22 protein-coding genes are annotated in these 24,858 nt (G+C 71.2%); 11 read left to right on the forward strand and 11 right to left on the reverse strand.

The annotated features are described in order from the left end of the window. Positions 1–258: 258 nt before the first annotated feature. Together IE273_RS30180 and IE273_RS30185 are read left to right on the forward strand one after the other, a co-directional pair. Positions 259–999, forward strand: coding sequence for a peptidoglycan-binding protein (locus IE273_RS30180; protein ID WP_189818334.1), 741 nt, complete (start codon positions 259–261; stop codon positions 997–999). 35 nt (positions 1,000–1,034) lie between these two features. Further along, positions 1,035–1,946, forward strand: coding sequence for a helix-turn-helix domain-containing protein (locus tag IE273_RS30185; RefSeq protein ID WP_189818335.1), 912 nt, complete (start codon positions 1,035–1,037; stop codon positions 1,944–1,946). A 135-nt stretch (positions 1,947–2,081) separates the two neighbouring features. On the opposite strand, the gene IE273_RS30190 is transcribed toward IE273_RS30185, so the two are convergent. Together IE273_RS30190 and IE273_RS30195 are read right to left on the reverse strand one after the other, a co-directional pair. Further along, positions 2,082–2,639, reverse strand: a complete 558-nt coding sequence (locus IE273_RS30190; RefSeq protein WP_189818336.1) for a hypothetical protein — start codon at positions 2,637–2,639, stop codon at positions 2,082–2,084. Between the two features lie 75 nt (positions 2,640–2,714). Next, a complete protein-coding gene (locus IE273_RS30195; protein ID WP_189818337.1) occupies positions 2,715–3,032 on the reverse strand; it encodes a hypothetical protein in 318 nt (105 codons plus the stop codon). Positions 3,033–3,335: 303 nt separating this feature from the next. Here IE273_RS30195 and IE273_RS30200 point away from each other — a divergent pair, with 303 nt between their 5' ends. Continuing rightward, positions 3,336–4,523 carry a hypothetical protein gene (locus IE273_RS30200; protein WP_189818338.1) on the forward strand — a complete coding sequence of 396 codons (1,188 nt, stop codon included), beginning with the start codon at positions 3,336–3,338 and terminating at the stop codon, positions 4,521–4,523. A 111-nt stretch (positions 4,524–4,634) separates the two neighbouring features. Here IE273_RS30200 and IE273_RS30205 read toward each other — a convergent pair whose 3' ends face one another. From IE273_RS30205 to IE273_RS30220, 4 genes are read right to left on the reverse strand one after another with little or no spacing between them, the layout of a single operon-like run. Further along, positions 4,635–5,921: an MFS transporter gene (locus IE273_RS30205; protein ID WP_229887698.1), complete on the reverse strand. Its 1,287-nt coding sequence runs from the start codon at positions 5,919–5,921 to the stop codon at positions 4,635–4,637. Continuing rightward, entirely contained in the window at positions 5,918–7,144 is a 1,227-nt protein-coding gene (locus IE273_RS30210; RefSeq protein ID WP_189818339.1) for a type III PLP-dependent enzyme, read from the reverse strand. The genes IE273_RS30205 and IE273_RS30210 overlap by 4 nt, the downstream gene beginning before the upstream one ends. Next, a complete protein-coding gene (locus IE273_RS30215) occupies positions 7,141–8,835 on the reverse strand; it encodes an IucA/IucC family protein (protein WP_189818340.1) in 1,695 nt (564 codons plus the stop codon). The genes IE273_RS30210 and IE273_RS30215 overlap by 4 nt, the downstream gene beginning before the upstream one ends. 37 nt (positions 8,836–8,872) lie before the next feature. Further along, complete coding sequence (locus tag IE273_RS30220) at positions 8,873–10,447, reverse strand: IucA/IucC family protein (RefSeq protein WP_189818341.1); 1,575 nt, start codon at positions 10,445–10,447, stop codon at positions 8,873–8,875. Positions 10,448–10,855: 408 nt separating this feature from the next. Between IE273_RS30220 and IE273_RS30225 the strand changes: the two genes are divergently transcribed. Together IE273_RS30225 and IE273_RS30230 are read left to right on the forward strand one after the other, a co-directional pair. Beyond that, positions 10,856–11,617 carry a response regulator transcription factor gene (locus tag IE273_RS30225; protein ID WP_189818342.1) on the forward strand — a complete coding sequence of 254 codons (762 nt, stop codon included), beginning with the start codon at positions 10,856–10,858 and terminating at the stop codon, positions 11,615–11,617. Continuing rightward, positions 11,614–13,074 (forward strand): sensor histidine kinase, encoded by a 1,461-nt coding sequence (locus IE273_RS30230; RefSeq protein ID WP_189818343.1) that lies wholly within the window; start codon positions 11,614–11,616, stop codon positions 13,072–13,074. Before IE273_RS30225 ends, IE273_RS30230 begins: the two co-directional genes overlap by 4 nt. Before the next feature lie 271 nt (positions 13,075–13,345). Here IE273_RS30230 and IE273_RS30235 read toward each other — a convergent pair whose 3' ends face one another. After that, a complete protein-coding gene (locus tag IE273_RS30235; RefSeq protein WP_189818344.1) occupies positions 13,346–13,990 on the reverse strand; it encodes an HAD family hydrolase in 645 nt (214 codons plus the stop codon). 179 nt (positions 13,991–14,169) lie between these two features. Here IE273_RS30235 and IE273_RS30240 point away from each other — a divergent pair, with 179 nt between their 5' ends. From IE273_RS30240 to IE273_RS30250, 3 genes are all read left to right on the forward strand, one after another. Next, on the forward strand, positions 14,170–15,390 hold the full coding sequence (locus IE273_RS30240; protein ID WP_229887699.1) for a hypothetical protein: 1,221 nt from the start codon (positions 14,170–14,172) through the stop codon (positions 15,388–15,390). Positions 15,391–15,682: 292 nt separating this feature from the next. Next, a complete protein-coding gene (locus IE273_RS30245; RefSeq protein WP_189818345.1) occupies positions 15,683–16,084 on the forward strand; it encodes a hypothetical protein in 402 nt (133 codons plus the stop codon). After that, the gene (locus IE273_RS30250; RefSeq protein ID WP_229887712.1) at positions 16,014–16,442 is read left to right on the forward strand and encodes a phosphotransferase; all 429 of its coding nucleotides are present in this window, start codon (positions 16,014–16,016) and stop codon (positions 16,440–16,442) included. Before IE273_RS30245 ends, IE273_RS30250 begins: the two co-directional genes overlap by 71 nt. A gap of 92 nt (positions 16,443–16,534) precedes the next feature. Here IE273_RS30250 and IE273_RS30255 read toward each other — a convergent pair whose 3' ends face one another. Together IE273_RS30255 and IE273_RS30260 are read right to left on the reverse strand one after the other, a co-directional pair. Next, positions 16,535–17,938: an MFS transporter gene (locus IE273_RS30255; protein WP_229887701.1), complete on the reverse strand. Its 1,404-nt coding sequence runs from the start codon at positions 17,936–17,938 to the stop codon at positions 16,535–16,537. 199 nt (positions 17,939–18,137) lie between these two features. Further along, positions 18,138–19,016: a LysR substrate-binding domain-containing protein gene (locus tag IE273_RS30260; RefSeq protein WP_189818347.1), complete on the reverse strand. Its 879-nt coding sequence runs from the start codon at positions 19,014–19,016 to the stop codon at positions 18,138–18,140. 357 nt (positions 19,017–19,373) lie between these two features. On the opposite strand from IE273_RS30260, the gene IE273_RS30265 reads away from it, so the two are divergent. Then, a complete protein-coding gene (locus IE273_RS30265) occupies positions 19,374–20,555 on the forward strand; it encodes an L-talarate/galactarate dehydratase (protein WP_189818348.1) in 1,182 nt (393 codons plus the stop codon). Between the two features lie 276 nt (positions 20,556–20,831). Then, positions 20,832–21,758, forward strand: coding sequence for a 5-dehydro-4-deoxyglucarate dehydratase (gene kdgD / locus IE273_RS30270; protein WP_189818349.1), 927 nt, complete (start codon positions 20,832–20,834; stop codon positions 21,756–21,758). A 42-nt stretch (positions 21,759–21,800) separates the two neighbouring features. On the opposite strand, the gene IE273_RS30275 is transcribed toward kdgD, so the two are convergent. Further along, positions 21,801–22,934 carry a hypothetical protein gene (locus IE273_RS30275; protein ID WP_189818350.1) on the reverse strand — a complete coding sequence of 378 codons (1,134 nt, stop codon included), beginning with the start codon at positions 22,932–22,934 and terminating at the stop codon, positions 21,801–21,803. A 135-nt stretch (positions 22,935–23,069) separates the two neighbouring features. Beyond that, positions 23,070–24,032 carry a zinc-binding dehydrogenase gene (locus tag IE273_RS30280; RefSeq protein ID WP_189818351.1) on the reverse strand — a complete coding sequence of 321 codons (963 nt, stop codon included), beginning with the start codon at positions 24,030–24,032 and terminating at the stop codon, positions 23,070–23,072. Between the two features lie 167 nt (positions 24,033–24,199). On the opposite strand from IE273_RS30280, the gene IE273_RS30285 reads away from it, so the two are divergent. Further along, positions 24,200–24,838: a TetR/AcrR family transcriptional regulator gene (locus IE273_RS30285; RefSeq protein WP_189818352.1), complete on the forward strand. Its 639-nt coding sequence runs from the start codon at positions 24,200–24,202 to the stop codon at positions 24,836–24,838. Positions 24,839–24,858: the final 20 nt, after the last annotated feature.

Below are 24,858 nucleotides of genomic sequence, written 5' to 3' on the forward strand. Positions count from 1 at the left end.
ACCAGCGCTTGGGGTGCCCAGCGGCGTCCCGGGATTTCTCAGGCCGGTCACCTGCGGATTCACCCGACGCTGCGAAGTCCCGGGACAGCCCTTCGGCTTCTCGCCGGTGACCGAGGAGCGCTCGGCCCCCGCCCCGGCGCGTCCGGGTTCGCCGATGACCGGAATCTGTCCGTGCGCAAGTGTGCACATACGGAAGCCCTCGCACCGACGCCGGCACTGGCCATACTCGGCAGAAGCGGCACCGCGGGAAGGAGCACGGTGAGGTGGAAAGCACTGCCCCCGTCATTGGACGACAACGGGCGGCGGTTCGTCAGCACGCTGCGGCAGTTGAAGGACCACAGCGGGCTGACGCTGAAAGCCCTCCAGGCGAAGACCTATTTCAGTGCCTCGTCATGGGCCCGGTATCTCAACGGCACGGCCCTTCCTCCCGCATCGGCAGTCGAGGCGCTGGCCCGGATCGCCGACGAGGATGTCGGTCCCCTGCTGGCGTTGCGCGATGCCGCGGAGAAGACGTGGAAGACGGCTGAGGACGGCACTTCCGCCGTCGGGCACCAGCCGGAACGGGCGAAGAACGGTCCGGGCACCGGCGGCCCGCGGATTCGCGTCGCGGCATTGTCCCTGGCCGTGGGAACGGTCCTCTTCTCCGCCGTGCTCTCCGTGGCGCTGGTCCTCGACACCCACCGCCCGGCACCCGGTTCGGCAGGGGGATCCGGCTCCGGTGCCGGAAAGTACGAGTGCCACTACACACGGCGCGGCGATCTGCTGTTCGGCGGAAACAGCACCACGTCGTCCCGTCGGGTGATGCTCAACAGCACCGGTCCGGACGCCGCGGAGGTGCAGTGCCTGCTGCTCCGCCACAAGCTGTCCCCGGGCGATGTCGACGGGTACTTCGGGGCCCGCACACAGACCCAGGTCGAACGGCTGCAAGGGCAGGGGCACATACCCGCCGACGGAGTCGTGGGAGAGGAGACCTGGCGCCTGCTGCGGCATGTGCGGTGATCACTGACCGGAAAGCCGGAACGGGGGTTTCGACGATGAGGAAGTACGCGAAGGGAACACGCCCGCGCCCACTGCCTCCCACTCTGCCGGAGGTCTGCGCGAGCCTGATCGAGGGGCTGCGGGAACTGAAGGACCGCAGCGGACTGACGCTGGCGGAACTGGCCGAGCTGACCGCCATCAGCAAATCCTCCTGGGAGCGCTACCTCAACGGCAAGCAGTTCCCACCCCGGCACGCCGTCGAGGCCCTCCGCCTGGCCGTGCGGTCGTCCGACGCCGGCATCCTGGAACGGTGGGCGCGCGCCGAAGCGGTCTGGAGCGGACGTGACCTGGACATCACCGCGCCGGGAGAGGTCTTCCCCGCCTCCGCCGGGTACGTGTCGAGCAAGGCCGCGCTCCGACCACCAGGCCCCGTTCCGGAGCCGGTACCGCGGCGGACGCCCGGACCCGTACACGCCCTCCTGCCGGCCGCCTCCGAAATGATCGGCGCACACCCCGTCGTCACGGTGATCGGCGTACTCCTCGCCTCGGCCATGATGATCGTTCCGGCCGCGCTCTACCACACGTCCCACAACGCCGCCCCGGCATCCACGGCGTCCCTCCCGCCGATCTGCCGGCTGACGTCGTGTGCCGGCCGTGACCCCAGGACCACCGCGTGCGAGGACCCGAAGACCCTGGCGTCCTACACCGCGACGGACGGGACGCGCCTCGAACTGCGCCTCAGCCCCCGGTGCCAGGCAGGCTGGATCCGTGCCCGGCCCACCCACGCCGACTTCCGCATCGAGATCAGTTCTCCGGGCCGGCGCTCCCGCGGCAACACGGTGACGCGGCGCTCCGCCATCGAGGACCTCGTCACCACTCCCATGATCGCCGCCCCTCAGCCCTCCCGCCTCCGTGCCTGTTACTACGCGTCCGCCGAGCATTCCGGCAGAGAGTGCTTCAGCCCCTAGCGGGGCTGCCCCAGGGCCTGGTTCGGCCGGTGGTGAGTCAAGGCTCGCGATCGTGTGCGCCACGACGGCCGATCGGCCGGGCGGGGACGCTCACCTCTCCGCCCGACCGATCGCCACGCGGTGCCGCGCCTCACGCTACGGCTTCGGGGTGCACGGATCCTTGGAGACGCATTCCGCGAAGTGGACCGAGGAAGTGATGCCTTTCAGTACTCCGTAGGATTTGTAGAGCCAATGCTGGCAATCCTCCCCTTGGACGTACTCGTCGATCATGAACTTGCGGTACTCGACCATCGGCTTGGTGTAACCGCGTTTCCCCGGCCCCACTTTCAAGGTGTTCGTCACCGTCCTGCCCTTGGAGACGGTCTTGGTGATGTCGTAGCTGGTCTTCGCCTCCACCTTGCCGATCCCCCAGTCCAGGCTGCCGCCGGCCTCGCGGTGATAGGTGGACGAACGCGTCGTGTCGGTCCGGATCGCGTACTTGAGGGTGGAGGTGGTCGAGGCGGCGTTCCTCTTGCTGACCGTCGGGCCGATGCTCTTGTACGTCGGGCGGCCCAACTTGGTCACCTTGAAGTAGAAGACCTCATTGCAGCGAGCCGGTGCCGCCGATGCCGTCCCAGGAATCACGAAAGACCCCAGAACGAGCGAGGACGTCGCGAGGCCCGCGACGGCCAGATTCCTCTTCACGCGGTTCATTCTTTCCCCCTTCTTCTTCGCGCCGTCGGCATCCGGGGCCGCGGCGCCTGTTTCTAGAGCCGGTGTGGGGCGAGGTCAACCCGTGGTGTCCCGCTTCCACGGACCGCAGATGTCACGGGCGACAGGAACGTCGACGCAGACGCGGTACTTGATCGTCTGGCCGCCGGCGAAGCTGCGGTTGACGTCCACGTGCGTGCCGCAGCCTCCCTTGTGATGCAGCCTCACCGTGCTCGCTTGGGCCCTTTGGTACTCGGTATAGACGCCGCGGCCGTCGCAGCTTGTGTCGGAGACCCGGAAGTCGTCGGTGCCGCTCCAGTAGTGCACCCGGCCCCGTTCCGTGCCGTTGGTGTACACCGAGGCATTTCCCGTCGCCGAAACCGGTGCCATGGCCATGGCTGACACGACACCGACGGCGCAGACGGCCACCGCCGTGCGGGCGAGAGTACGTGTGTACATCGAAAATGAATCCCCCTGTGCTGATATCGGTTCCACTCGCTGGCGTACGCGTTTCACGGTAAGTGGCAGCACCACGGATTGCGTTAGCGCTGAGTGCAGGCCTGCTTGGCGATGCGTCTACGCCTGCTCTTCGGCAGCAGAGGCCGATGTCCGAAAACCGATGGGCACCATAGGCAGGGAGGGGTGCTCTGCCTACCTTGACCGGGTATGGACACCTTACGAAGAGCCCTCCTCCGGGGCATGGCCGTGGCACCCCTCGCCGCCGCGGCGGGGGAACTGCTCCCGTCGCCGGCCGCGTACGCCGCCGAGACCGCCCGCCGACTCGACCCCGGTGACACCTGGCAGAGGTACTGGGCCGTCATCCAACGCCTGAACGACCGCGCGGCGCGGCAGGGCGACCGGGTCGGCCTCTGGCGGGTGTCGACCAACGAGATCGTACGGAGCAGCCCGCAACGCACCGGCCCGAGGATCAGCCGGGTGCCCTATCCGGTCGGCCGCCCCTCCGACCCCCGGCGCGTCCCGCGCCTGAAGACCGGATTCCGCTGGGCGGACGACGACTTCCTCACCCGGAACTGGCGACCCCAGGGCATCACGAGCAACTACGACGCCTTCGGCGGATCCCCCGGTGCCACCGTGCTGCTGGTGTCCTGGGACGCCCACCCCGGGGCACGTGCGGAGGGCACGCGGATCAGCCTGGTGCACGTGCCGGCCTCCGGTCCCGTCCGGTACTGGCACGCCCTGCTGGCCGAACCGGTGATGCAGGGCCGGGACCCGGGGTTCCGCGCCGTCCATGTGCACGCGGGCGGCCTGGTCTGGTACGGCAAGTGGCTGTACGTCACCGACACCCGCGTCGGACTGCGGGTCTTCAACCTGGAGAACATGCTGCGGGTCCGGACCGCCGCACGGAACCAGGGCCGCTTCGGGTTCCAGGACGGCTACTACAGCGCCGACGGCTACGCGTACGTCCTGCCCCAGGTGCTGACCTACCGCGACACGGCAGGCGGCTTCACCTACTCCCAGGTCGCGCTGGACCGCTCGCAGGCGACGCACCGCCTGGTGGTGAGCGAGTGGTCGCAGGACGGCCACCGGCCCAGGATCGCGCGGTGGCCGCTGAACCCGCGAACGGGTCTGCTGGCCAGGGGCACGTCGGGCGTCCCGATCGTCTACCCGGGACCCCGGTCGGTCCAGGGCGCGGTGAGTGTCAGGGGACGCTACTACCTGAACGTCGGCCACGGCGTGAGCGGCAACGGCGAGCTCCGGAGCTGGCGCCCGGCCGGCACCACCTGGGAACTCCCGCCCGGACCCGAGGACCTCAGCTACGACGCCCGGGGTGACGTGCTGTGGACCCTGGGCGAGTACGCGCCCGGGGACGACGACACCCACCCCGGCAAGTACCGCACCAGGTACGTGTACGCCCTGAAACGCTGAAGGGACACGGAAACCGACGCGGCGCGCCGGCCGGGGGGCGCCCGTCACGATCACACCCCGCGGAGGGTTCAGCACCGGCCGGGGCTTCCGTCGGCCGAGGTGGCGTGCGCGTCACCTCGGCGCCGGTGCCGCGGCCGTCGTGGGCGGTGTCGATCCGGCCTTCGGACGGCGTCTCGCGGTCATCACCGGGATCAGGACGGGGAGCGCGAGCGCGGCGGAGGCCGAGATCACGCCGCCCAGGAGCAGGGTGGAGCGGACGCCCAGGGCGTCCGACACCATGCCGACCAGCGGGGCGCCCACCGGAGTGCCGCCGAGGAGGACCAGGAAGTAGACCGACATGACGCGGCCCCGCAGGCGCGGGTCGGCATGGAGCTGTGTCAGCGCGTTGGCGGTCGTGGTCACGGTCACCGCGGCGAAACCGGTGGGCAGCAGCAGGACCATGAACGTGCCGTAGCCCGGCATCAGAGCCAGTGCGGTCTCCAGTGCCCCGAAGACGACCGTGGCGGTGGTCAGACGGCGTGCCGTGGGTTGCCTGCCGCGGCTCGCCCCGTAGAGCGCGCCGGCGAGGCTGCCCAGGGCGTACGCGGCGGAGAGCCAGCCGAAGGCGGCGGCGCCCGTGTGGAAGGCCGTGATCGCCACCAGGGAGATGGTCACCTGGAAATTGAGGCCGAAGGTGCCGACGAAGGCGATCAGGACCAGCGGCAGGAGCAGTCCGGGCGTGGAGGCGATGTGGCGGAAGGCGTCGCGCGGCCGGGTGCGGCCGGGGCGGGGCCGGCCGCGCTCGCCCGGGGCGCCCGCGTCGTCCGTCCTGATGGTGATCAGGCCGTAGAGGACGGCCAGGTACGAGGCAGCGTTCACGAGGAACACCGGGCCCGTGCCGAAGGCGGCGACCGTCAGGCCGGCAAGGGCGGGGCCGACGGCGCGGGCCACGTTGAACTGGGCGGAGTTCAGGCTGACCGCGGTGGTCACGAGCTCGCGCGCGACCAGTTCGGAGAGGTAGGCGCCCCGGGCGGGGCCGTCCACGGCGGTGGCGGTGCCCAGGGCGAAGGCCAGCGCGTAGACGGACGGCAGATTCACCTCCCCGGTGACGGTCAGCAGTCCGAGCAGCAGCGACTGCGCCCCCATGGCCGCCTGGGTGAGCAGCAGCAGCCGCCGCTTGGGGTACCGGTCGGCGAGGACGCCTCCGGTCAGGCCGAACAGCGTCTGGGGGAGGAACTGTAGTGCGGTCACGATGCCGACCGCGCCGCCGCTGTCGCCGGTGAGGCGCAGGACGAGCAAGTCCTGGGCGGCGCGCTGCATCCAGGTGCCGATGTTGGACGTCAGCTGTCCGAGCAGGTAGCGACGGACGTTCCGGACGGTGAGTACGGCCTTCACCGGCAGGCGGGGGCCCGCGCTCATGACAGTCGGCGGGCGTACGCGCCCGGGTCGGGCGCCTCGGCTTCGTCGACGTGGTGGAAGGTCGGGTGGGGGTGCATGAGGAAGCCGTGGTGGGAGATGTTCCAGGCGTAGGCGCCGGCCATGGCGAAGGCGACCCGGTCGCCGACGCGCAGCCGTGCGACCCTGACCCGGCGTGCCAGGACGTCCTTGGGTGTGCACAGCTGTCCGACCAGCGTCACCGGCTCGTCGCGGACCTCCGGCCGGTCCCAGGGGCTCAGCCAGACGTCGTCGGGGATCACCTCGAAAGGCTGGTCGTGCTGTTTCGCGCTCGGGGTGCGCAGATGGTGGGTGCCGCCGCGCAGCACGGCGAACGCCTGGCCGCGGCTGAACTTGACGTCAAGGACCCGGGTGACGTACCACCCGCAGTAGGCGGTGACCGAACGACCGGGTTCGATCCGCAAGGTGAGACCGGGGTGGCGGGCCAGGGGCAGACGCAGTCCGGCGCCGAACGCGGGCCAGTCGAACCTCTGGTGCGGGTGCGCGTAGTCGACGCCCATCCCCCCTCCGACGTTCACCTCGGACAGGCGCACGCCGCGACGGTGCGCCGCCCAGTCCCCGGCCCAGGCCAGGATCCGGTCGACGAGCGCCAGGTGGGCCGGGGCCGTGAGGCCGCTGGCCAGGTGGAAGTGGAGGCCGCGCAGCCGGATGCCGGGGACGGGCGCGATCAGCTCCAGGCAGCGGTCCAGCCGCGCGGGGTCCATGCCGAAGGGGCTGGGCCGGCCGCCCATGACCAGGCCGGCCCGGTCGAGATCGACGGGCAGGTCGACGGGCAGGTTGACGCGGAGGAGGACGTCGACCGTCCGGCCGCCCAACAGGCCGGTGAGCAGACGCAGTTCGTGTTCGCTCTCGATGTGCAGGCGCTCCACTCCGGCGTCGAGCGCGTGGGCCAGTTCCGTCCGTGTCTTGCCGGGGCCCCCGAAGGCGACCGGCGCGTCGGGAAGGAGCGCGCGGACATGGCCGAGTTCGCCGCCGGAGGCCACCTCGAAACCGTCGACGTGACCGGCCAGGGTCCCGAGGACCCGGGGGTCGGCGTTGGCCTTGGCCGCGTACAGCAGCCCGACACGGTCCGGCAGTGCGGCCCGGACGGCGTGGACGTGCTCGCGCAGGGCCCGGAGGTCGTAGAGGTACGCGGGCAGGTCGTCGTCGGTCAGCCGGACGACGTGGTCCAGCAGGGCGGCCCTCACCGGATCGCCTCGCGGGGGAAGTCCGCGCCGAGGGGGCTGGTCAGGGGGACGTAGGTGGCGTGCCGGTCGGCCTTGCGGGACCAGCGCAGGAGCAGGTTGGCCTTCGCCGGCAGAGGTACTCCGGACAGCAGGGCGCGCAGGCGCGGCGGTTGGGCGGCGGTGCGGGCGTAGGCGTGGAGGTGGTCGCGGACCAGGCCCCAGAGGGCGGGCTCCAGGGTCGGGTCGAGGTCGGCCAGGGCGCCGAGCACTTCGGCCGCGTGGTTGACCAGGAGGCAGTACGCGACCCGGTTCCAGCCACGTTCCGGGTCGTAGGTGAGGGGACCGCGGACGTCCTCGGGCAGATCCGCGAGGGCGCGCTCGTGGCGCCCGGGCAGGAGCTTGGTGCCCTCCAGGTCGCGGAAGAACATCTGTGCCGGAGTACCGTCCGCGCGCACGCCCACGACGACGTTCTGGAGGTGGGGTTCGAGTACGACGCCGTGTTCGAAGTAGGCGGCCAGCACCGGCGGCAGCAGCAGCCGCAGGTACGCGTCCCACCAGGCCAGTACGTCCCCGTCACCGCGGGCGAGCAGACGGGAGACGTGCGCCGCGCCGGAGGGGTACTCGTCCGCCACCGCGGCGGCGAGCAGGGGCGTCACCCCGGGACGCAGGTGGCGGCGCAGGCCGGAGCGGACGATGACGCCGAGACCCTCCAGGAGGGCGGTGTCGCCGGCCGTGTCCAGTGTGCGGTAGCCGGGCTCGGCCAGGAGCGCGCACCCGGGGTAGCGACCCGCGAGTCCGGTGAAGACGGGCCGGAGCAGGCGATTGAGGGCGACGGCACCGGACAGCTCGTAACTGGCGTGCTTGCGCACGCAGTTGGTGAGGCGCACGTTCAGGCTGAACTTCAGGAAGGTGTCGCTCTCGACGTCGTACAGCGTGCGCACCGACGCGGTCGGCACCAGTTCCGGTCCGCTCACCCCGGTGTCGGCCACATCGCCGCGAGCCATGGCCTCGCGCAGCGCCTGGTGCTCCCCGAGCAGCCGGAACTGCCAGGGGTGCACCGGCAGGATGGCGAATTCCGGGTCGGTCGCCGGGTGCAGCGCGTCCAGCTCGTGCAGCTCGCCCTCCTCCCGCACGAGGTGGCGGCGTACGGCCAGGTAGCGCAGGCGGAAACGCGCGCCGGTCTCCGGGCCGTACGCCAGCCAGTCCGCCGGGTCGCCGGTGCGGGACTTGGGAGTGGGGTGGAAGCGGTGGCCGAACACCAGGGACTGCTCCGACGCCACGTACGGGTCCGTGTGCGGTGCCGCGCCCGCCCGCTCTTCGAGCGCGGTGCGGATCGTCTCCCGGCTGTCGGCGACCTGGGCGAGGAACTCCTCGTTGGCGACACCCGTGCGCAGTTCCAGTTCGTGTCGGATGTAACCGGCCAGCTCTCTCCAGCTCACGGCCGTCCAGGCGTCGTCGTCGAGCCGCTGTACCGGGCCCTCGAAGCGGTGCGCTCCGATCAGCGAGACCCGGCGCAGCGGGGAACGCAGCAGGATCCCGTGGCGCGGCAGCCGGAGCAGGAGGTGGTCGCCGTCGACCGTCACCTGGTGTTCGGGGGCGGAGACCTCACGGATCAGGCAGTTGAGCAGTGTGTGCGCAGTGACGGTGTCGGCTGTCGTGACGGGCGCGCTCGCGCCGGAGGTGGTGGTGCCGGGGGCAGTGCCGGTGGTCATACGGTCGCTCCAGGGGGACGGTGGTCGATGTCGGAGTTCAACGGCACGGCGCCAGGGGATTGGGGACGGGCGCCCACCGCGCCCTGCCCGGGTCCTCGGCCAGGCGCATGGCGATGGTCGCCTTCAGGGGCATGGTGTCGCCGAGGAACGCGGCCTCGTCCCCCTGTTCCGGCAGGCCGGCGTACACCCGGCGGCCCGCCTCGGCCACCACGCCCCACAGCACTCGTGGATCGGCCCCCCGCGTCCGGCTGAGCACGTCGACCAGCTCGCTGAAGACTCCGCTGATCAGACCGCCGAACAGTTTGGTGCGCAGCGCCTCCACGTCGTCGCCCGCGCGGGTGCCGAGCAGGGGAGGCAGGGTGAAGCCGCAGCGGGCCAGGCGGCGCGGGCTGACCCGTACGCCGTCCAGGTCCCGGTACAGCACCCGCACCGGCCGCCCGTCCCGCAGGACGACGAGGGTGTTCTGACCGTGGGCCTCCAGTGCCACGCCCATGGACAGCAGCGTCAGCGCGGGCGGCAGGATCAGCCCGGCGAAGTCCGACAGCCAGCGCACCGGGTCCCCCGCCACCACGGCGGCTCCGGTCGCGTGGACGGCGGTGAGCGGAACCGCGATCTCCCCGGCGTCGAGGCAGCACTCGGTCGACTCCCGGACCATCGCCGCGAGGCTCGCCGACGGCTGCCCGTCGACGCACACCGCGCCACCGCCCAGCTCCCGCAGAACGCGCAGGCTTCCGCCGTACCCGGCCTTGTCGACGACGGCCGAGACGAGGTCGGACAGCGGAGGCCCGTCCGCGACCTCGGCCGGGGAGATGGTGCGTCGGTAGTTGGTGACCTGGACGTCGAGGGCGGTCTTGATGTGGCAGCCCGGCAGGGCGCCCAGGGGCACCAGGGTGCGCATCGACAGCAGCGGCCGGGCCGGGATCGTCTCCTCCACGACGGTCAGGTCGGGGTGGCGCACGAGCACGTGGTCCCGCTGCCACGGGTGCAGCGGCAGCAGGACCGTGTCGCCGTCCCGAAGGTGCCGCGGCCAGGTCCCGGCCCCCCGCCAGCGGTCGGCCGGGACGCGGAGCAGCGCCAGCCGGACGACCGGGTGGTGCTCGGGTGCGTAGGCGAGCACGTCGGCGATCGACATGCCGGTGCGCGTCCGGCAGCAGGGGTGCTGCGGGTGGCCGTCGACGACCGCCTGCTCGGCATCCGCCGAGTCCTCCGGCGCGCCCCTTCCTCCGGCGTTCGCGGCCCGGGCCAGGGCCAGGTTGACGACGCTGTTGTCCAGCTCGGCCGCGAGACGCTCCGCGGCGGGGGTGCGCAGGTCCAGCTGGGCCAGCAACTCCACCGGCCCGCCGATCGGCCCGTCCGGCCCGGATACGGCGAAGTCGTCGGGCACCTCGGCGAACGGCCGGGCGCTGGACTCGACCGCCGAGAGCGTGCCGCCTCGCCGCAGCTCGACCACCAGGGCGCCGGCGTCCCGGCGGCGCCCGAGGACACCGGGCACGGGTTCTCGTGCGAAGGCCCCCCACAGCCGGCCCAGCACGGTGGCGCGCGCTCCCGGGAGCGCGGTCGTGAAGGGCTCCACCAGGTCCGGGCGCGCGAGGCGTAGTTCATCAAGGGGCATGGGACATCCCAGGTGCTCGTGGGGGTGCGTGCCGCACGGTGCCCCGGTGGCACCGGCCGTGCGACCGACGCTACGGGAAGACGATCAAGCGAATTGCCAGAGCACATACAGCGGGAATCCCCGGATATCTGCGATGCGGCGGTTTTCCTCCCCACCCCCAGCCGATTCCGCCGGCAGTGATTTCCTCGTACGCGGTCCGCCCTTGTATCGGTTTCCCGCTGTCGCCTGGGCGACCGCACCCGCGCCGCCCGCGGCCTTAACTCCCCGCTTACTCCCCGCTGTCCATGTCCTGGATGTCGTCGTCGACGCACTCTTCCGCGGTTACGCCGAGCGTGCGGGATCACCGGCTCGGGGGAGGTTCCGGCGTTTGCTCCACACCCTGTGGCAAAGGTCTGTGAGCCTTTCGGCATGCGTGTCTTGCTGATCGAGGACGACGACCGGGTGGCCCTGCCGTTGATGGAGGGGCTGCGCCGTTTCGGATTCACCGTCGAACACGCCGGAACGGGGGCCGACGGCCTTGCCGTGCCGGAGGCGGAGATGGTGCTGCTGGACCTGGGGCTGCCCGACATGGACGGCCTCGACGTCTGCCGCGCCATCCGGTCCCGCTCGTCCGTGCCGATCATCATGATCACCGCCCGGGACGACGAGGTGGACCGGGTGCTCGGTCTGGAGCTGGGCGCGGACGACTACGTCTCCAAGCCCTTCGGCGTACGGGAGCTCGTCGCCCGGATCCGTGCCGTCACCCGCCGCGCCCGGCCGGCGGGCGCGGACCCCCGCCGTACGGAACCGGATCCCTCGGACGACCCGGCACCGACCAGGACGCCCGACGTCCAGCGGATCGGCCCGCTGACCATCGACCGCCGCACCCGGCAGGTACGTCTGCACCAGGCACCCATCGCCCTGGCGCCCAAGGAGTTCGATCTGCTCGTCTGCCTCGCGGAGGATCCCGGAGCGGTCTGCTCCCGCCGGCAGATCCTCGACACGGCGTGGGAACCGAACTTCTTCGGACCCACCAAGACCCTGGACGTCCACATCGCCGCGCTGCGCCGCAAACTCGGCGACTCCGCCTGGATCGAGAACATCCGCGGCATCGGCTTCCGCCTGGTCCCACCGGCACACGCCGGCACCGCGTCCGCCGCGGTACCGGCGCGCGGGGGAACACCCCGGTGACGCGGCGCCTGCTGCTCAGCCATCTGAGCCTCATGCTGTTCGTCCTGCTCGCACTGGAAGTGCCCTTCGGCATCTTCTACGCCCGCAGCGAGCTGTCCCGCTTCTCCCATGCGGCGCAGCAGGGGGCGATGACGCTCGCGGAGGTCTGCGAGGACAAGATGGAGCACGGGCTGACGGCCGACCTGCCCGAACTCGCCCGCGCGTACGGGCGGCGAACCGGCAGCCGAGTACTCGTCGCCGACCGCCGGGGCATCGTCCTCACCGACACCGCCGCCCGGACCCTGGCCGGCAAGGACCTGTCCGCCGAGCCGGGCGTCCTCGCCGCGCTGCGCGGCCGTCCCGCCGTCGGCACCCGCAGCGACCCGTCCACGGGCGGCGACGTCCTCTTCGTCACCGTGCCGGGCGGCTCCGCCGCCGCCGTCGCCTGCGTCGTGCGGACCACCTATCTCCTCGGGCCGATCACGGCGAAGGTCCACGCCACCTGGCTGGTCCTCGCGGCTGCCGGGCTCGGCGTCCTGGCCGCCGTCTCCGTGATCGGCTTCGCTCTCGCCCGCTCCGTCACCCGCCCCCTCCAGACCCTCGAACGTGCCACCGCCCAACTCGCCGAAGGCCGGATCACCGATCCACCGGCCGCCGACCAGGGGCCCCCGGAGCTGCGCCGCCTCGTCGCGTCGTTCACGAGAACCGCGACCCGGCTCCAGCACCTGCTCCAGGCTCAGCAGGCGTTCGCCTCCGAGGCGTCGCACCAGCTGAAGACTCCGCTGACGGCGCTGCGCCTGCGCCTGGAGAACTTCGAACCGCACCTCGACCCCTGCGCCCACAACAGCCTGGACCAGGCACTCGGGGAGCTGGAGCGGCTCAGTCGTATGGTGCAGGGGCTGCTCGCGCTCGCCCGGCTGGAGAACTCCGCGATCAGGCCGGAGGCAGTCGATCTCCCTGCCGTCGTGGCCGATCGCGCGGCGATCTGGGCGGCCTTCGCCGACGAACAAGACGTCGACCTCATCGTCTCCGGGGCCGCGGCCGTCAGGGTGTGGGCGGTGCCCGGCGCCCTGGAGCAGATCATCGACAACCTGCTCTCCAACGCACTGCGTGTGTCCCCGCCGGGATCCGCCATCACGCTGGCGACCGTCGCTCCCAAGGAGGACGGCCGCACCCCGCCCATGGCCGAGCTGCATGTGACCGACCAGGGACCCGGCATGAGCGAGGCCGAACGGCAGCGCGCCTTCGACCGGTTCTGGCGAGCCGCCGACGCCGACCACGACGGCACGGGCCTCGGCCTGCCGATGGTCCGGCACCTCACCCGCGCCGGCGGTGGCGAGGTCACCCTGGAGGCGGCTCCCGGCGGTGGACTCGACGCCGTCGTCCACCTCCGGCGGGCCGGAAGCCGCACGCACTGGGGCCACCCGGGCACCTGCGCGGACGTGCTCCCCGCAGGCCGTCCCACGCCCGCGAGGTGACCCGGCGCCCAGGGGACGTCCTGCCCGGCCTGCGCAGCACGCGGGCGCTCTCCGCATGTGGTCCGCCGTGCGGGGAACCAGCGGCTGCCGGTCTCACGGTGACGAGGACCGCGTCCAGCGGACTGCGCGGGTCGTGGTCGGGCGGCCGGCCGGCCGATGCCGAGCCCCCGGCAGCGGCGCTGCGACCGCGACCGGCTCGAACAACTCCCAGCGGGCGGCGAACAGATCACTCGGCTCGGCTCACCTCACGTCCCCCCGGGCGAGTCCGTCCTCACCGGGAGTGGGCGAGCAGGTAGTCGACCGCCTCGGTGACGTCGCCGACGGTGTGGTGGGGGGTGTCCAGTGCGTCGGGCCAGGTACGACCGCGTACCCATATGGTGCGCAGGCCGGCGTTGTAGCCGCCGGCGATGTCGGTTTCGGGGTTGTCGCCGGTCATCCAGTCGCCGGGGGTGAGCTGGGTGCCGCACCGGGCCGCCGCCAGCTCGAAGAGCCTCGGATCGGGCTTGCGTACGTCGATGTCGCCGGAGGCGGCGATGCCGTCGATCAGGTCGGCGAGCCCGGTGGCCCGCACTTTGGCGCGTTGGATGTCGCTGGCCCCGTTGGTGGCGACTCCGATGCTCCAGCCGGCGTCCTTCAGGCGGGTGAGCGCATCGAGCACGGCGGGGCGGCACGTGACGGCGGACGCCATGCGGTCGATGTAGACGCGCCAGAGGTGATCGCTGCTCTCGGCGATCGGAAAGGCGGCGCGCAGGCGGTCGAAGTCGGCGCGGTCGGCGTGGTCGGCGAGCTCGGTCAGCAGCCAGGTCTCGATCTCGGGTCCGTAGCCATGGTCGTGGCTGAGGGTGGTTATGGCGTCGGCGACGGCACTGGTGCGGTCTACCAGGGTGCCGTCCAAGTCGAAGATCGCGAGTCTCACGGGCGGACCCTACCCGGCCGAGTCCGCCGACAGCCACAGTCGACCCCCATGACATCGCCCGGCTCACCGACCGTGCGCGGCCGACACCCGCGACGCAGCGCGCGGGCCGGGGCGTGCGGTGTACGAGGCGGTGCTGCTTCACCGTCTCGCGGACGACTCCTCCGTACGCCTACGCCGCCGTGGCCGACCTTCGAAGCGGACCGCGGCGGAGACTTGATGGTCGTTTCAGCATGGCCGGCGGTCCGATGGCGACCTGTGGCGTCCAGGACGTCGGTGGCAGAATGCGCACGATGGAGTCGATCCTGCGCGCTGCCGGTGAGCTGCTGGGTACTGAGCTGTCCGGCCCGGTCGACCTGGGTGGCAGCCCGCGCAGCACCGTGTTGCGTTGTGAGACGGCCGACGGCGGCAGTGTGATCGTCAAGGCGTTCGGCAAGGAGCCGGAGTCCCTGCGCTGCTTCACGGCTGAGGCCGCCGGGCTGTCGCTCGGGATCGCCGGTCCCGAGGTCTTGGGCGTAGACCTCGATGTTCCCTTGCTGGTGATGGCGGATCTCGGGAACGCACCGACCCTGGCGGACGTCTTGCTCGGGAACGATCCGAGCGTCGCAGAAGACGGTTTGCTGGTCTGGGCCCGTGGGCTCGGGAGGCTGGCCGCCGAATCGGCGGACCGGCGCGCCGATTTCAGGCGGCTGTGGTCCCGGTACGACAAGGGCATGTTGTCCTGGGAGGACGAGCCGTGGATCGCGAGGAACGTCGCTGATCTGCTCGCGCTGCTCGACCGCGTCGCCATCGCGGCCCCTCCGGGCCTTGCCGAGGAGTTGGCCCGGATCGGGACAGCGGGCGGCGGGGCGTATCCAGCCTTCACCCCAGGTGACACCTGTCCCGACAACAACCTGCTCACCTCGGAGGGGCTACGGCTGATCGACTTCGAGGCGGCCTGCTACCAGTCGGTCTTCCTGACGGCCGCGTACTGCCGGATGCCGTTCTCCAGTTGCTGGTGCGTCTTCACCCTGCCGGCCGAGATGGCCGCGGGGATCGAGCAGGCGTACCGCGCGGAGGTCGTCGGCGTGTACCCCGCACTGGCCGAGGACGAGGTGTGGCAGGCCGGCATGCGGCAGGCCACAGCGGTCTGGACGGTGGACGCGACGGTGCGTCTGCTGCCTCGCAGCACTGTGGAGGACGGGCCGCTCCATCGGACCCGACGTCCGGCCCCGACGAGGCGCCAGGTGCTGCGGCACCGCTGGGAGACGGCGAGCGTGCTGGAGGACTTCCCAGCGCTCACGGAGACGATGCAGTCGCTGCTGCGCGAGGTCGCCGGAGGCTGGGAGGCGACCCCACTGCCGGGGTATCCGGCTTTCGGGAACCGAGGGGCGGGGGCATCGCCTCAGGAGCGGTCGGTGTGACGACGTCACGCGGTTGACGCCGCTGCTGAAATCGACCCCGTGTCTGACGGAGACCGGCTTGATCCCGCGCTTCCATCACAGGCGGCGTCAGCAGCGCTGGTCCACCGCGGGCCGCACCTGGCGACAGCTGACCGGTGGACAGGCGCCGCCCGCCGCCGTCACAGCCATCCGTCATGCTGGGAAGACGAATGGCCACCATCAGCCCCAGGCATAGCAAACAGTCGAAGCAAAGGGTACTTCCGTGTGGCAAGTAGTCCTCTACATCTCGCCCGCCAGCTGCTTGACTGCGGCCGTGGCGGCAGTTCTGCTGTGTTTTCTTGCCGAGTTCCTCATGGCTCGGCGCCCCGACGTCGTTCGCCCGGCGTCCGGATTCTCGCTGGCCGTCTGGGTGCTGCTCGTACTGGCCGTGACGGTGATTCCCGACGGCTCGCCGACGGGACGATTCGATCGCATCTACTGGCTTCCCGGTGAGGGTCTTCTCTACGGGACGGCCGGCATGGGATCCAATGAGATCGCGATGATTTTCAAGCAGGAGGCGGCCAACGCAATCATGTTCGCCCCTGTCGCGATCTTTGCCTGCTATGCGTTGCGTGAGACTTCCCGTCTGTCCGTGCTTGCCGGGTGTGCACCGGCTGCTCCAGCATCTGGAGGACGTCGGCTTCGACGCCGCACCGAGGCTGCTCGGAACCGATGACAAGTGCCGCGAGATCCTCGGCTTCCAGCACGGTGAGAACCGGACCGACTTCCGGGCACGTGACTGGTCGCCCGCCCAGATCACCGCCGCCGCGCGGTTGCCGCGCCGACTGCATGACGCGACCGCCGGCACGGTGGTCGCGGGCGGCGAAGAGACCGTGTGTCACAACGACTTCTCCCCGCTCAACGTCGCCTTCGTCGACGGCCTTCCTGCCCCCGCCTTCGACTTCGACCAGGCCGCCCCCGGCCCTCGCGCGCGTGACCTGGCCTATGCCGCCTGGCTGTGGCTGCTCGGCGCCGACATCGCCCGGGCTGAAGGAACACGCCGGCGGCATCGGCCGGTACTTGGAGAGCAGTAACTGACGGTTGGCCGACGGCGCAGCCCCCGGGCTCAGTGCTCCCGGAGGCTGCGTCTTCGCGTGGTGGGTTCCCGTTCGGCGGGCGTCGGCCGTCAGGTCACGCTCGGCTGGGCGTGCCCCTCCTCCGGCAGTTCGACGCGCTCGATGTCGCGGACGATGACGAGGTAGCTGACCACGGCCATGGCGGCGCAGGCGCTGACGAAGACGAGGGCGAGGTCGAAGGAGCCGGTGGCGTCGAGGATGTAGCCGATGACGAGGGGGGTGACGATGCCGGCGACGGCGCCGAAGGTGTTGAAGAGGCCGCCGGCGAGGCCCGCGATCTGCTTGGGGGCGACGTCCGACATGACGGCCCAGCCCAGGGCACCCATGCCCTTGCCGAAGAAGGCGAGGGACATGATCAGCACGACCAGCCAGGACGCGGTGACGTAGTTGCAGATGATGATGGTGGTCGACAGCAGCAGGCCGGTGACGATGGGGATCTTGCGGGCGGCGGTGAGGCTGGTGCCGCCCCGCGCGAGACGGTCGGAGAGCCAGCCGCCCAGGACACCGCCGACGAAGCCGCACAGCGCGGGCAGTGACGCGACGAAGCCGGCTTCGAGGATGCTCATGTCGCGTTCCTGGACCAGGTAGACGGGGAACCAGGTCAGGAAGAACCAGGTGATGGTGTTGATGAAGTACTGGCCCACGAAGACGCCCAGGGTGGTGCGGTTCTTCAGCAGTGTGGAGATGTGACGCAGGTTCCGCCGGCCGGAGGTGGCGCTCCTGGCGCTCATGTCCTCCTCGGCGGTGGGGGCGTCCAGGTCGACCAGCGCGCCGCCACCGCGGATGTGGTCGAGTTCGCCGTCGCTGATGCGCGGGTGGCTGCGGGGGGCGTAGATGACCTTCGTCCACACGAGGGCCAGGACGACGCCGACGCCGCCGACGACGGTGAAGACGTGCTCCCAGCCCATGGCGGTGACCAGCCAGCCCATGAGGGGGGCGAACGCGACGGTGGCGAAGTACTGGGCCGAGTTGAACAGGGCCGACGCGAAGCCGCGCTCACGGGTGGGGAACCAGGCGGCGACGATACGCGAGTTCCCGGGGAACGAGGGGGCCTCGGCGAAGCCGACGGCGAAGCGCAGGATGAACAGCAGGACGACTGCGGCGCCGGCGAAGAAGCCGATGGCGCCCTGGAGCATGGTGAGCACCGACCAGAGGAAGATCGCGATGCCGTAGACCTTCTTGGAGCCGAAGCGGTCCAGCAGCCAGCCGCCGGGTATCTGGGCGATGAGGTAGGACCAGGAGAAGGCGGAGAAGAGCACACCGAGCTCGCCCGAGCTGATGTGCAGGTCCTTCTGCATCGAGTCGCCGGCAATGGAGAGGGTGGAGCGGTCCGCGTAGTTGATCGTGGTGACAACGAACAGCATGGCCAGAATCAGGTACCTGATGCGGCCTGCTGTGGCGGTGGCCGTGGGGACGGCGATCGCCGGCTCGTCCTGCCGGTCGAGAGCGGGCATGGTCGGTCTCCTAGACCTAGGTGATGCGGCTGCGCTGCCGCGTGTGGTCCGAGCCACAGAACCGGTGGCTGAGTTGACCGTAGAGACGCTTTCGATTCACGTCCATGTCCAATTTTGTTGCTTGCAATTCACTCCTTGTATGACACCCCTGTGACGGGCACGTGCCGAGCACATGTCCGCCGACGGCCGGCGCCCCGGGTCACAGGAGCTGGAGCAGGGCGTGCAGCGCCGGATTGTCGTTGCTTTTGCGCCACACGTAGTCCAGTTCGACCGGCCGCGGATGACCGGGCAGGCGCAGCGGCCGGTACACGACTCCGGTGGGCCGCATCTCGGCCGCCGCCTCGGGAACCAGGGCGATGCCCCAGCCGATGTTGACCAGGGCCAGGATGCTGTGGACCTGGCTGAGGTACTGGGTGAACACCGGCCGTACCTGCGCGCCGCGGAAGGTGGTGAGCAGCAACTCGTGGAAGTAGCGGGCCTCTGTCGGGGAGTACATCAGGAAGTCCTGGCCGTCGAAGGCCGACAGCTCCATGGGTCCGTCGTCGGCGGCCAGGGCGTGGTCGGCGGGCAGCGCGGCCACCAGCCCTTCCCGGACCGCGGTGCGTGCGGTCAGGTCGGGACCGACTGCGGACGGGCGGATGAGCCCGAGGTCGAGCGAGCCCTCGCTGAGCGCCTCCAACTGGTCCCGGGTGACGAGCTCGTGCAGCAGTATCTCCACCCGCGGCAGCGCGCGACGGGCGCTTTCCAGCAGCTCACCGAGGGCGGAGTAGGCGCTGGCGGCCGTGAACCCGATGGCGATCGAACCCGCCTCTCCCGTGGAGACCCGCCGCACCGCCAGGGCGGCATGCTCGGCCTGGCGCACGATACGGCGCGCTTCGGCGAGGAACGAGCGGCCCGCCGGCGTGAGCCGCACGGTCCGGTTGGTGCGGTCCAGCAGCTTCACTCCCAGCTCGCCCTCCAGGAGCTGGATCTGCCGGCTCAGCGGGGGCTGGGTCATGCTCAGGCGCTCCGCAGCCCGCGTGAAGTGCAGCTCCTCCGCCACGGCCACGAAACACGTCAGCTGCGTCAATGTGAACAATGATGCTCTCCTTGTATCGCCACATCCAAAACTTATGTTGGACGTGAATCGATCGCGACCGTAGCGTCGGACCTATCCGACACGGCGCTCCCGCCTAGCACGCCCGTCCGCGGCAGCGGAGAGCAGCCACAGGAGAGACGCACCATGGCACAGCCCGGCCGTGATCGCCCGATCGATCGCCGCAGACAGTACCTCTGCGGACGCTGCCCGTAGCAGCCAGGACCTCTCCAGGCCGCACACGGGCGGACCACGTCCCCCACCCGGCCGACCGCCCCCGCCGCACGTTCGCACGCCGGGCCGCCGCGAATCCTCATCCGGCCCGCACCCGTCCAACCCGCGCCAACCCAGGGACACGAAGTGGTGACCACGACGAACACGACAGCGCACGCCGCGCCCACCGCAGGCGAAGCCACCCTCGACCGCATCGCCTGGCTGCGCCTGTCCTCAGTCACGCTGCCGCTGGCCACGCCGATCAGTGACGCCAAGGTCTTCACCGGCCGTCAGAAGCCGATGACGGAGGTGGCCTTCCTCTTCGTCGAGATCGTCACCGAGCAGGGACACGAGGGCATCGGCTTCAGCTACTCCAAGCGCGCCGGCGGCCCCGGCCAGTTCGCGCACGCCCGCGAGATCGCCGACAACCTGATCGGCGAGGACCCCAGCGACATCGGAAGGATCTGGACCAAGCTCGTGTGGGCGGGCGCCTCCGTGGGCCGCAGCGGCCTCGCCACCCAGGCCATAGCCGCCTTCGACGTCGCCCTGTGGGACCTCAAGGCCAAGCGCGCCGGCCTGCCCCTGGCCAAGCTGCTCGGCGCCCACCGCGACTCCGTGCGCTGCTACAACACCTCCGGCGGCTTCCTGCACACCCCCACCGAACAAGTCCTGGACAACGCAGGCGCATCCCTGAGCAACGGCATCGGCGGCATCAAGATCAAGGTCGGGCACCCGGACGGCAAGTACGACCTGGCCCGCCTCACCGCAGTACGCGAACACATCGGCGACGACGTGCCGCTCATGGTCGACGCCAACCAGCAGTGGGACCGGCCCACCGCCCAGCGCCTGGGCCGCGCCATGGAAGAGTTCGGCCTCGTGTGGATCGAGGAACCCCTCGACGCCTACGACGCGGTCGGCCACGCCGCGCTCGCCTCGTCCCTGGACACCCCCGTCGCCACCGGCGAAATGCTGGCCAGCGTCGCCGAACACGTCGAGCTGATCCGCCACAACGCCTGCGACATCATCCAGCCCGACGCCCCCCGCATCGGCGGCATCACCCAGTTCCTCAAGCTCGCCGCCCTCGCCGAGCACCACCAGCTCCAGCTCGCCCCCCACTTCGCCATGGAGATCCACCTCCACCTGGCCGCCGCCTACCCCATCGAACCGTGGGTGGAGCACTTCGACTGGCTGGAGCCGCTGTTCAACGAGCGCCTGGAGATCCGCGACGGACGCATGTACGTCTCCTCCCGGCCCGGCCTCGGCTTCACCCTCAGCGACCAGGCCCGCGCCTGGACGATCGCCTCGCACGAAGTGGGCTCCCGCCCCTGACGGACGGACTCCTCGTCGGCCGCGGAGTTCCGGCTGCGGCCGACGCCCAGTCCCGGCGCGGGCGGCACGCGTAACGGACAGCCGCGCTGCCCGCGCCGGTACCACCCGTCCCGGCCGGCCATTTCATCTCCGGCCGGCACCGCCTGTCCCGGCCGTCCACCTGGCCTCCGGTCGGCACCGCCCGTCCCCGCCGGCCATTTCACCTCCGGCCGGCACCTCCCGCAGCCCACCCCACCCACCCCACCCACCCCTGCGTCCTTCAGGAGCGGCACACCCATGACGTCCTACACCCCCGCGGAACTGCGCAGCCGCCTCGGCTCCGGACTGCTGTCTTTCCCCGTGACCCACTTCAGGGACGACCTGTCCTTCGACGAGGACGCCTACCGCGAGAACATCATCCGGCTGGCCAAGTACGACGTCGGCGGCCTCTTCGCGGCCGGCGGCACCGGAGAGTTCTTCTCCCTCACCCCCACCGAGGTCGAGCGCGTCGTCACCGCAGCCGCGGACAGCGCCCCCGACGACACCCCCATCCTCGCCCCGGCCGGCTACGGCACCACCACCGCCACCGAGTTCGCCGCCGCGGCCGAACGGGCCGGCGCCGACGGCATCCTCCTCTTCCCGCCCTACCTCACCGAGGCCGGCCAGGAAGGCCTGGCCCGCCACGTCGAAGCCGTCTGCCGCTCCACGTCCCTCGGTGTCGTCGTCTACAGCCGCGCCAACGCCGTCTACTCGGCCGACACCATCGCCCGCCTCGCCGAGACCTGCCCCAACCTGATCGGCTACAAGGACGGCGTCGGCGACATCGACACCATGACCCGCATCTACACCCGCCTCGGCGAACGCCTGACCTACATCGGCGGCCTGCCCACCGCCGAGACGTTCGCCCTGCCCTACCTGGAACTCGGCGTCACCACTTACTCCTCGGCGATCTTCAACTTCCTGCCCGACTTCGCCCTCGACTTCTACACCGCCGTCCGCGAACGCCGTCACGACGCCGTCATCCGTATGCTGACGGACTTCGTTCTCCCCTACACCGAGATCCGCGACCGGCAGCCCGGCTACGCGGTCAGCATCGTCAAGGCCGGCATGACCGCCACCGGGCACAGCGCGGGCCCCGTCCGCCCGCCCCTGACCGACCTGAGCGCGCCGGAACTCGACGAGCTCACCCGGCTGATCGCCGAACTGCCCACCGCCACCGCCTGACCCCCGCCCCCGAGGAACCACTCCTCCCCTGAGCGACCGTGTTCACTGCAACGACGGATGCAGACTCTCGCGCGCGCTCCACGGTTCCTTGTCCACGCCCTCTCCGTCCAGCGTCATCGCAGCGAAGACCCCCAAGGCCCCCGAGAACACACTCAACAGCAAACGGGCCCAGTACGGGACGACATCGAGCAGGAACGGTACGGCCAGGAGGGCGCCGACCGCCGCGATGCCAAGGTGCCAGCCGTGCACCTTGGCGAAGTAACGGGACGGCCGGGGAAGAGGTGTGACGGTGAGAGCGGTGTCGGTCTGGCACACCGGTGCCGCACCCCCACGGAGGTAGTGCGCGTGGTCCTCCTCGTGCGTCACGCCCCACACCACATGGCCGGAGTCGGAGACGAAGGCGGCGGAGACCTTGCGCTCCTTGTCCGTGCCCGCGATGTCCCGCCACCGGGTCGGCCAGCACAGCCAGCCGCCGTGACCCACGAGCCGGGCGGCGGCATGGGTGAGGTGCTTCTCGCTGACGATGACGCTGTGACCGGCGTGCGTGGTCCGGAGCCGGACGGCCCGTCGGCTGCCGGTCTCGTCCTCGGGTACCAACTCGATGAAACAGTCGGCTCGGACGCCGATCTGGCCGACACCCTTCCCTGTCGGGTACCGGTACGTCTCCCGCACCGGGGCGCCGAACCGGACGCGGACCGCGTGCACGCCGCCCGCGGCGGCGTCCTCCTTGAGCATGCGCTGCGAGCGATCGAGGTAGCTCTGGAGCAGCGAGAGATTGCACACGGACAGCGCGGCACCGAGGAGGAAGGTGACCACGACGTACAAGGCACCGAAGAGCGACTCGCGGCCCTCGTCGGCGGCGCAGGCGGCCACGTACGGGGCCCAGACCGTGAGGTAGGCCGCTGCGACGAGCCCCCAGTCGCGGCGCACCGCACCCAGGTTGCCGGGGATCGCCTCCCGGGCAGGCGCGGTCGCCTGAAGCGGTTGGACGAGGGGGGCCGACCTGGAGGCCAGCAACCAGCCCAAGGCCGACAGCGCCGCCAAGGCCAGCGGCACGAGTATGTCAAGACGCGGGCCGGTGTCGCTCCGGATCGAGGCCGTGCCCCATGCGGCAGCCGCCGACAACAGGGCCGCCGCCCCCAGAGCCCTGGCAAGCGGTGTGGATCGGTGCTGCATGCGGTCTCCCCCTGGCGTGCAGATCTCGTGTGCGGCAACATACCTCCGGGCCCGAACGGGACGACACCCCCGAGGTAGCCGGTGCCGGGAAACCCTGACCACCAGGCGGCTGCCGCGCAAGCTCGCCTGCCCGGCTCAGGGCACCAGCACCACCCTGCCGAACACCTTCCCCGCGTCCATCGCGCGGTGGGCCGGCACCGCCTGGTCCAGAGGCAGCACCTCGTGCACGACCGTGCGCAGGTCCCCGTGCGCGGCATCGGCGAACTGGGACGACCGTACGGCCTGCCGGTCGGGGCCGGGCACCGTGTCAGAGCTGAAGGTGGCGAACGACAACGACCTGCGGAAGGCGTCCATCAACCGCATGCCGAAATCCGCCGGCGGCTGCCCGCCGACCACACCGACGGCCACGTACCGCCCGTTGGAGTTCAACTTGTCCAGGAAGAGGGGAAGACGGGGACCCCCCACGACATCGATCACCACGTCGAAGCCCGCCGGGGCGTCCGGGCCGCCCTCGCCGGAGCGGTCGAGGACATGGGTCGCGCCCAGGTCCCGCAGGCGGGCGCCACGCTCCACCGACGAGGTGGTCACCGCCACCGCGCTCGCGCCGCCCCTGGCCGCGAGCTGGACCGCCGTGATCCCGATGCCGCCCGCCGCACCGCGCACGAGCACCGTCTCGCCGGACGTGAAACGGCCCCGGTCCAGGGCGAAGTGGGCGACCACCCCGGAGCCGCCCAGGGTCACCGCGTCGGCGCCGGACAGGCCGTCGGGCAGCGCGAGGACGTCCTCGACGGCGGCGACGGCCTGCTCGGCATACCCACCGGACAGACCGGTGAACGCCCACACCCGCCGCCCGATCCACGAGGCGTCCACCCCCTCTCCCACCGCGGTGACCCTTCCCGCGACCTCGCTGCCGAGGAGATGGCCCTCCCGGAAGCCGTAGGCGGCGAGCGCTCCCCGGCGGATCACGGCGTCCACGCCGCCCACCCCGATCGCCTCCGTGACGATCCGCACCTGCCCCGGGGCGGGCACGGGCACGGGCACATCGACGACCTCCAGGCCATCGGGGTCTCCGAACGCCCTGATCACAACGGCCTTCATCTCTGCTCCTCGGGTCGGGGGAGGGACGGCTCGCGGCTGCCGCGGCCGTGGGCGTCGAGCCGGCCGCCGCAGCCGGGGGCACCGCCGGCGACGTGCGGGGACGGGGCGGCGACACCGTCATCGGACCGTAACGGACGCCCCCGTCCGTTTGGCTAAAGTGAGAAACGATGACCAGCCATTTGCCTCAGACCGTGCGCTCCGACGCCCGCGACAACCGGGCCCGCATCCTGGAAGCCGCCCGCGCGGTGTTCGGCGAGGAGGGCCTGAGCGCGCCCATGCGCGAGGTCGCCCGGCATGCGGGCGTCGGCCCCGCCACGCTGTACCGGCACTTCCCGACCAAGCAGGCACTGATCGCGGAGACCTTCGCCGAGCAGCGGCGGGCCTGCCATGCCGCCGTCCGCGACGCCCTCGCGGACCCCGACCCGTGGCGCGGATTCCGGAGCCTGATCGAGCGGATCTGCGAACTCCACGCGCACAGCCGGGGATTCGCCGACGCCTTCATGACGGCCTTCCCCGAGGCCATGGACTTCGCCGCCGACCGGGAGCGGACTGTGCACGCGGTCGGCGAGCTGGCCCGTCGCGCCCAGGAGACCGGCCGGCTGCGCCCCGGCTTCGTCGTCGACGACCTCGTCCTCATGCTCATGGCCCACCGGGGTCTCCGGGACACGCCGCCTGCCGCCCGAATCACGGCCTCCCGCCGCTTCGCCGCCTATGTGATCGAGGCGTTCCGCGCCGCACCGGAGACGGCGGCGCCCACGCCGCTGCCGCCGGCACCACGCCTGGGAGCCGGCCGGGTGGCCAGTTGATCACGCCGAGCATGGGCCGC

This window comes from Streptomyces olivaceoviridis (assembly GCF_014650115.1).
GTDB lineage: Bacteria > Actinomycetota > Actinomycetes > Streptomycetales > Streptomycetaceae > Streptomyces > Streptomyces olivaceoviridis.

Excerpts from the sequence above, each read along its gene's own strand:
- IE273_RS30185 (WP_189818335.1), top strand. The coding sequence starts at position 1,035 with ATGAGGAAGTACGCGAAGGGAACACGCCCGCGCCCACTGCCTCCCACT.
- IE273_RS30190 (WP_189818336.1), bottom strand. The coding sequence starts at position 2,639 with ATGAACCGCGTGAAGAGGAATCTGGCCGTCGCGGGCCTCGCGACGTCC.
- IE273_RS30195 (WP_189818337.1), bottom strand. The coding sequence starts at position 3,032 with ATGGCCATGGCACCGGTTTCGGCGACGGGAAATGCCTCGGTGTACACC.
- IE273_RS30200 (WP_189818338.1), top strand. The coding sequence starts at position 3,336 with ATGGCCGTGGCACCCCTCGCCGCCGCGGCGGGGGAACTGCTCCCGTCG.
- IE273_RS30205 (WP_229887698.1), bottom strand. The coding sequence starts at position 5,921 with ATGAGCGCGGGCCCCCGCCTGCCGGTGAAGGCCGTACTCACCGTCCGG.
- IE273_RS30215 (WP_189818340.1), bottom strand. The coding sequence starts at position 8,835 with ATGACCACCGGCACTGCCCCCGGCACCACCACCTCCGGCGCGAGCGCG.
- IE273_RS30220 (WP_189818341.1), bottom strand. The coding sequence starts at position 10,447 with ATGCCCCTTGATGAACTACGCCTCGCGCGCCCGGACCTGGTGGAGCCC.
- IE273_RS30225 (WP_189818342.1), top strand. The coding sequence starts at position 10,856 with ATGCGTGTCTTGCTGATCGAGGACGACGACCGGGTGGCCCTGCCGTTG.
- IE273_RS30255 (WP_229887701.1), bottom strand. The coding sequence starts at position 17,938 with ATGCCCGCTCTCGACCGGCAGGACGAGCCGGCGATCGCCGTCCCCACG.
- kdgD (WP_189818349.1), top strand. The coding sequence starts at position 20,832 with ATGACGTCCTACACCCCCGCGGAACTGCGCAGCCGCCTCGGCTCCGGA.
- IE273_RS30275 (WP_189818350.1), bottom strand. The coding sequence starts at position 22,934 with ATGCAGCACCGATCCACACCGCTTGCCAGGGCTCTGGGGGCGGCGGCC.
- IE273_RS30280 (WP_189818351.1), bottom strand. The coding sequence starts at position 24,032 with ATGAAGGCCGTTGTGATCAGGGCGTTCGGAGACCCCGATGGCCTGGAG.
- IE273_RS30285 (WP_189818352.1), top strand. The coding sequence starts at position 24,200 with ATGACCAGCCATTTGCCTCAGACCGTGCGCTCCGACGCCCGCGACAAC.